We start from the raw sequence: 5,249 nt of genomic DNA, 5'->3' as shown, positions 1-5,249 counted from the left end.
CGCCTGCAGTGCGCACGCGGTGAAGCGCCAGCTGACGGCGCCGTCGTTCCGGCTGGCGGGCAGCGGCTGGTACGAGACCGACTTCAAGAAGGACGGCGACAAGAAGCGCAACCTGGCAGACGGCGGCGAAGGCGCCAAGCCTTCCGGTGAGTCGAAGCCTGCCGAGCCGGCGCCGGCGAAGACCGAAAGTACGCCGGCGAAGACGGAATCGAAGCCTGCGACGCCGTCGTCGACATCCTCGTCCTGAGAGCGTCGGTGTAAGGTGCATCCCTTCGTGTCGCGGGGGGATGCAATGAAAGGTGCCGTATTGTTCTTGCTGGCTGCGCTCTGCATTGCCGGATGTCAGGGGGGAGAGCCGAAGTACCGTATTTCGGACGACTTCAGTGCGCCGCCGCCGGTCAACATCATTACAGAGCCTCACGCGCAATTTTTTGCCAACCTGCAGCACCTGTGCGGCAAGGCCTATGCGGGCCGCATCACCGCCAACCAGCCCGCACCGACCACGCCTGATCCTTTCGAGGGCAAGGCGCTGGTCATGCACGTGCGGGGGTGCGACGACCCGACGCGCGAGATCCGCATTCCCTTCCACGTAGGCGACGACCATTCGCGCACCTGGGTGCTGACGCGCACCGGTACCGGCCTGAGGTTGAAGCACGACCACCGCCACGAAGACGGCAGTCCGGACGCGGTGACGATGTATGGCGGCGACACGGCCGAGCCGGGTAGTACGCGGCGGCAGGCGTTCCCGGTGGATGCGGATTCGATCGCGATGTTCGAGCGGGAAGGCCTGGCGGCCTCGGTGACGAATACGTGGGCGATGGAACTGGTGCCCGGCAAGACCTTCGTCTACGAGTTGAGCCGGCCGAACGGCCGGTTGTTCCGGGTGGAATTCGACCTCACCACGCCGGTCGAACTGCCGCCGGCACCCTGGGGCGCCGGCGGTTGAGTCGGTAACGGCGGCTCAGCGCGGCCCGAAGCGGCCGCGGCAGCCGCGGTCCACCCATACCTGCGTGCCGGTGTAACCCCAGCTGTAGCCTTCGCGGCAGCTGGTGTTCGAGATCTGTTGCAGCAGGATCGGACGACCCTGGCGCGGGTCGTAGGCGCAGGTCTTGCGGCGGTTGTCTTCGCTGCTGCAGGTCACCGAGTAGTTGCTGGAACCGCCACCGCTTCCCACGCGTGGCGCGAATTCGGCGCGGCAGCCATTGCCGACGTACACCTGGCCCTGCTGCGACTGCCAGCTCCGGCCTTCCACGCAGGCCGCGTTCGACAGCTGTCGGGTCAGGCGCGAGTGGCCACTCCACGGCGTGCGGCAGGTGCGCCCGCGGCCGTCGTTGCTTTCACAGCGGATCGTGCCACCGGTGGCGTTGCCCTGGGCGAATTCGCCGCGGCACCCCTTCCATACGGTGATCAGGCCGTCCTGCGAGCTCCACGTGGCGCCCTCTTCGCAGCGGCTGTTGGAGATCTGCCGCACCAGCCGCGACTGCCCACGCCACGGCGGCGTGCACCGCTTGGCGTCGCCGCTCTTGCTCTCGCAGAGGATGGTGTTGCCGGCGGGCGGCGGGTTGGGATTCCAGCCGCCGTTGTTGCCGCCGAGCGACTGGGCGATGTCCTGCTTGATCCGGCTGAAGGTCCAGTTGGACCGGTTGACCTGGTCCAGGTAGAAGCGGAGCTGGTCGTCCGGGATGCGGCGACCGCGGGACTGCTCGGAGTATTCCAGGCTGATCACCCGGGTCTGGTCCTGCACTGAAAGCGTGCGGAGGTTTTCCGGCGCGTACGCCTTGGGCGTGATCTGGGCGGCGGCGCTGCCGGCCACCAGGGCCAGCAACAGTACGAGCACGGACTGCAACAACGGCTTCTTCATGGTGGCGCCCTCCTGGGGAGCAGCCAGCATACGCCGGACCCGTTAAGCCCGTGCAGGGGCGGGTGGGGTCCGCGGGCGGGGGACCGGGTAAACTACGCGGCTTGACCGGCCTGTCCCGCCGCGGAATGTCCCGGCCCCGGTCCGAACCCAGTGGAGCCCCCATGCGTACCCATTTCTGCGGCCTCGTCGACGAGGCCATGATCGGCCAGACCGTGACCCTGTGCGGCTGGACCGACGTCGCCCGCAACCTCGGCGGTGTCTGCTTCATCGACCTGCGCGACCACGAAGGCATCGTCCAGGTCACCGTGGACCCGTCCAATGCCGAGGTGTTCAAGGTGGCCGCGTCGCTGGGCTACGAGGACGTGCTGCAGATCGAAGGCGTCGTGCGCGCGCGCGAGGCCGTCAACACCAAGATCCGCACCGGCCAGGTGGAAGTGATCGCCACCAAGATCACCGTGCTCAACAAGGCCGATCCGCTGCCGTTCCACCACCACGAGAACCCGGGCGAGGAGACGCGCCTGAAGTATCGCTACCTGGACCTGCGCAGCGCCGACATGCAGCGCAAGCAGCGCACGCGCATCCGGCTGGTGCAGGCGTTGCGCCGCTGGCTGGATGCGCGCGGCTTCCAGGACATCGAAACGCCGATCCTCACAAAGGCCACGCCCGAAGGTGCGCGCGACTTCCTGGTGCCGGCGCGCATGCACCCGGGCGAGTTCTACGCGCTGCCGCAGTCGCCGCAGCTGTTCAAGCAGATCCTGATGGTCGCCGGCTTCGACCGCTACTACCAGATCGCGCGCTGCTTCCGCGACGAAGCGCTGCGCGCCGACCGCCAGCTGGAGTTCACCCAGCTCGACATGGAGTTCGCCTTCGTGCGCGAGCGCGACGTGCAGGACGCCGTGGAAGGCATGATCCGCGACATCTTCGCCGAGGTGATGGACGTGCAGCTGGATGCGCAATTCCCGCGCATGACCTGGGCCGAGGCGATGCGTCGCTACGGTTCGGACAAGCCGGACCTGCGCATCGCGCTGGAACTCGTCGACGTGGCCGAGCTGGTGAAGTCCAGTGAGTTCGCCGTATTCACCGCCGCCGCGAACGATCCGGACGGCCGCGTGGCCGCGCTGCGCATCCCGGGCGGGGCGTCGCTCAGCCGCAAGCAGATCGACGAGTACGCCGCGCACGCCGCCAAGTACGGCGCCAAGGGCCTGGCCTACATCAAGATCGACGAGGCTGGCGAAATCTCCTCGCCGATCCGTAAGTTCTTCGCCGAAGACGCCTTCGCGGCGCTGGTGAAGCACGTCGGCGCCGGCAACGGCGACATCGTGTTCTTCGGCGCGGGCGGCTACAACAAGGTCAGCGACTTCATGGGCGCACTGCGCCTGAAGGCCGGCAAGGACTTTGGCCTGGTGCAGGACGGCTGGAAGCCCCTGTGGGTCACCGACTTCCCGATGTTCGAGTGGGACGAGGAAGCGCAACGCTACGTCGCGCTCCACCATCCCTTCACCGCGCCCGCGGTGGACGACATCGACGACCTGCGCGCGAATGCCAAGACGGCGGTATCGCGCGGTTACGACATGGTGCTGAACGGCAACGAGATCGGTGGTGGTTCGATCCGTATCCACCGCCCCGACATGCAGAGCGCGGTGTTCGAGCTGCTTGGCATCGGTGCGGAAGAGGCGGAAGCGAAGTTCGGCTTCCTGCTGGACGCGCTGCGCTTCGGCGCGCCGCCGCATGGCGGCATCGCGTTCGGCATCGACCGCATCGCGGCGCTGATGGCGGGCACGGAGTCGATCCGCGACGTCATCCCGTTCCCCAAGACCACCAGCGCGCAGTGCCTGATGACCGGTGCGCCGTCGCCGATCCCGGACGAGCAGCTTGCTGAAGTCCACATCCAGGTTCGTCCGAAGAAAGACTGAGAGAGAAACACGCAATGACGGAATATGCTTTTTCGCTGGAATGGGAACGCCTGGGCAATGAAGGCGCCGATGCGGGCCTGGTGACGGAACGCGCGCGCGTGTTCGGCGGCTGGCTGGTGCGTGTCGGCACGTCGCCGGCCGCGATGGCGGTGACCTTCGTACCGGACGGCCAGGGCCGCTGGGACGGCGAGGACTTCGGCGAAGACGACTACGAAGAAGAAGACGAAGAAGAAGACGAAGAAGAGTACGAAGAGGAAGAAGACGAGGACGCCGACGAGGAAGACGAGGCGGACGAAGAGGAAGAAGAGGACGCGTAAGCGTGCAGATCCGCCGCGCCACCGTCGATGACGCCACGGCCCTTTCGGACCTGGCGTCGCGTACGTTCACGGAAACCTTCGGGCATCTGTATCCGGCTGAGGATCTCGCCGCATTCCTCGCCGATGCTTATGACGTCGACAAGCAGCGGATCATCCTGTCGCACCCGGATTACGCGGTGTGGTTCCTGGAGGACGATGGCGTGGCCGTGGGCCATGCGGCCGCCGGGCCGTGCGGGTTGCCGCACGCGGACGTGGTGAAGGGCGATGGCGAGCTGAAGCGGCTGTACGTGCTGGCCTCGCACCAGAACGGTGGGTGGGGCGGGAAGCTGTTCGCCGAGGTGGAACGGTGGCTGTTGAAGGACGGGCCGCGGACGCTGTGGATCGGGGTGTGGTCGGAGAACTTCGGTGCGCAGCGGTTCTATGGGCGGCAGGGGTTTGTGCGGGTCGGGGCGTACAAGTTTCCGGTGGGGAAGACGCTGGATGATGAGTTCATCCTGCGGCGGGATGCTTCTTCTGTCGGTTGATGCAGGAGCTTCCGCTAGCCCTTCGGTCGAGCGGGTAACTTTTCTTTGTTGACGCAAAGAAAAGTCACCAAAAGAAAGCGTCTTTCACGACGAAGCAATCCCATCAGTTCGTTGCTATCAGGATTTTCCGACTCGCCTTCCTGGCGAGGCGGAAAACGGCGGACATCCATGTCCGCCGCCCTCCGGGTCTGCTAGTGCTCGCGGCCGTTCGTAGACCGGGAAGATCACGCCCATCCCCGTAGGGGGCGCCGCTTGGGCGCGATGCTTTCCATGCAGGCGGGGATAGAGCATCGCGGGCATGGCCCGCTGCTACAGGGCAGCACTGGCGAGGCGGAAAACGGCGGACATCCCTGTCCGCCGCCCTCCGGGTCTGGTGGGCTCGCTGGCGCATCGGGATCCGGAAGATCAAAAGCGAACGGCCGCTTGATGCGGCCGTTGCTTTGTCTGCGTATTGGAACTTACTTCTGCAGGAAGTCGAGCAGGTCCTGGTTGACGCGATCCTTGTGCGTGTCCGTCAGGCCGTGCGGTGCGCCGGCGTAGACGATCAGTTGCGCGCCCTTGATCAGCCTGGCCGAGCTGCGGCCGGCGGCGTCGATGGGGACGATCTGGTCGTCGTCGCCGTGTATCACCAGGG

The 5,249-nt window shown here is 66.4% G+C and carries 7 protein-coding genes; 5 read left to right on the top strand and 2 right to left on the bottom strand.

Going from position 1 to position 5,249, the window contains the following annotated elements:
- On the top strand, positions 1 to 247 hold a 247-nt coding region (locus AC04L7_RS11920; protein ID WP_475513072.1), incomplete at its 5' end, for an FmdB family zinc ribbon protein.
- Between the two features lie 156 nt (positions 248 to 403).
- Complete coding sequence (locus AC04L7_RS11915; protein ID WP_475513074.1) at positions 404 to 946, top strand: hypothetical protein; 543 nt, start codon at positions 404 to 406, stop codon at positions 944 to 946.
- A gap of 15 nt (positions 947 to 961) precedes the next feature.
- Here the strand turns inward: AC04L7_RS11915 and AC04L7_RS11910 are convergent, their stop codons facing one another.
- Positions 962 to 1,861 carry a DUF3011 domain-containing protein gene (locus tag AC04L7_RS11910; RefSeq protein ID WP_435997017.1) on the bottom strand — a complete coding sequence of 300 codons (900 nt, stop codon included), beginning with the start codon at positions 1,859 to 1,861 and terminating at the stop codon, positions 962 to 964.
- A 161-nt stretch (positions 1,862 to 2,022) separates the two neighbouring features.
- Between AC04L7_RS11910 and aspS the strand changes: the two genes are divergently transcribed.
- The 3 genes from aspS to AC04L7_RS11895 are packed head-to-tail and all read left to right on the top strand — an operon-like array spanning position 2,023 to position 4,615.
- Positions 2,023 to 3,774 (top strand): aspartate--tRNA ligase, encoded by a 1,752-nt coding sequence (gene aspS, locus AC04L7_RS11905; RefSeq protein WP_435997019.1) that lies wholly within the window; start codon positions 2,023 to 2,025, stop codon positions 3,772 to 3,774.
- A gap of 14 nt (positions 3,775 to 3,788) precedes the next feature.
- Positions 3,789 to 4,091 (top strand): DNA primase, encoded by a 303-nt coding sequence (locus tag AC04L7_RS11900; RefSeq protein ID WP_435997021.1) that lies wholly within the window; start codon positions 3,789 to 3,791, stop codon positions 4,089 to 4,091.
- Positions 4,092 to 4,093: 2 nt separating this feature from the next.
- Positions 4,094 to 4,615 carry a GNAT family N-acetyltransferase gene (locus AC04L7_RS11895; RefSeq protein WP_435997023.1) on the top strand — a complete coding sequence of 174 codons (522 nt, stop codon included), beginning with the start codon at positions 4,094 to 4,096 and terminating at the stop codon, positions 4,613 to 4,615.
- A 458-nt stretch (positions 4,616 to 5,073) separates the two neighbouring features.
- Here the strand turns inward: AC04L7_RS11895 and AC04L7_RS11890 are convergent.
- Positions 5,074 to 5,249 (bottom strand): alpha/beta fold hydrolase (locus AC04L7_RS11890; RefSeq protein WP_475513073.1); only part of this gene is annotated, 176 nt, incomplete at its 5' end.

Source organism: Pseudoxanthomonas sp. LjRoot204_2 (assembly GCF_056175765.1).
This window is presented reverse-complemented; position numbering and strand designations above follow the sequence as displayed.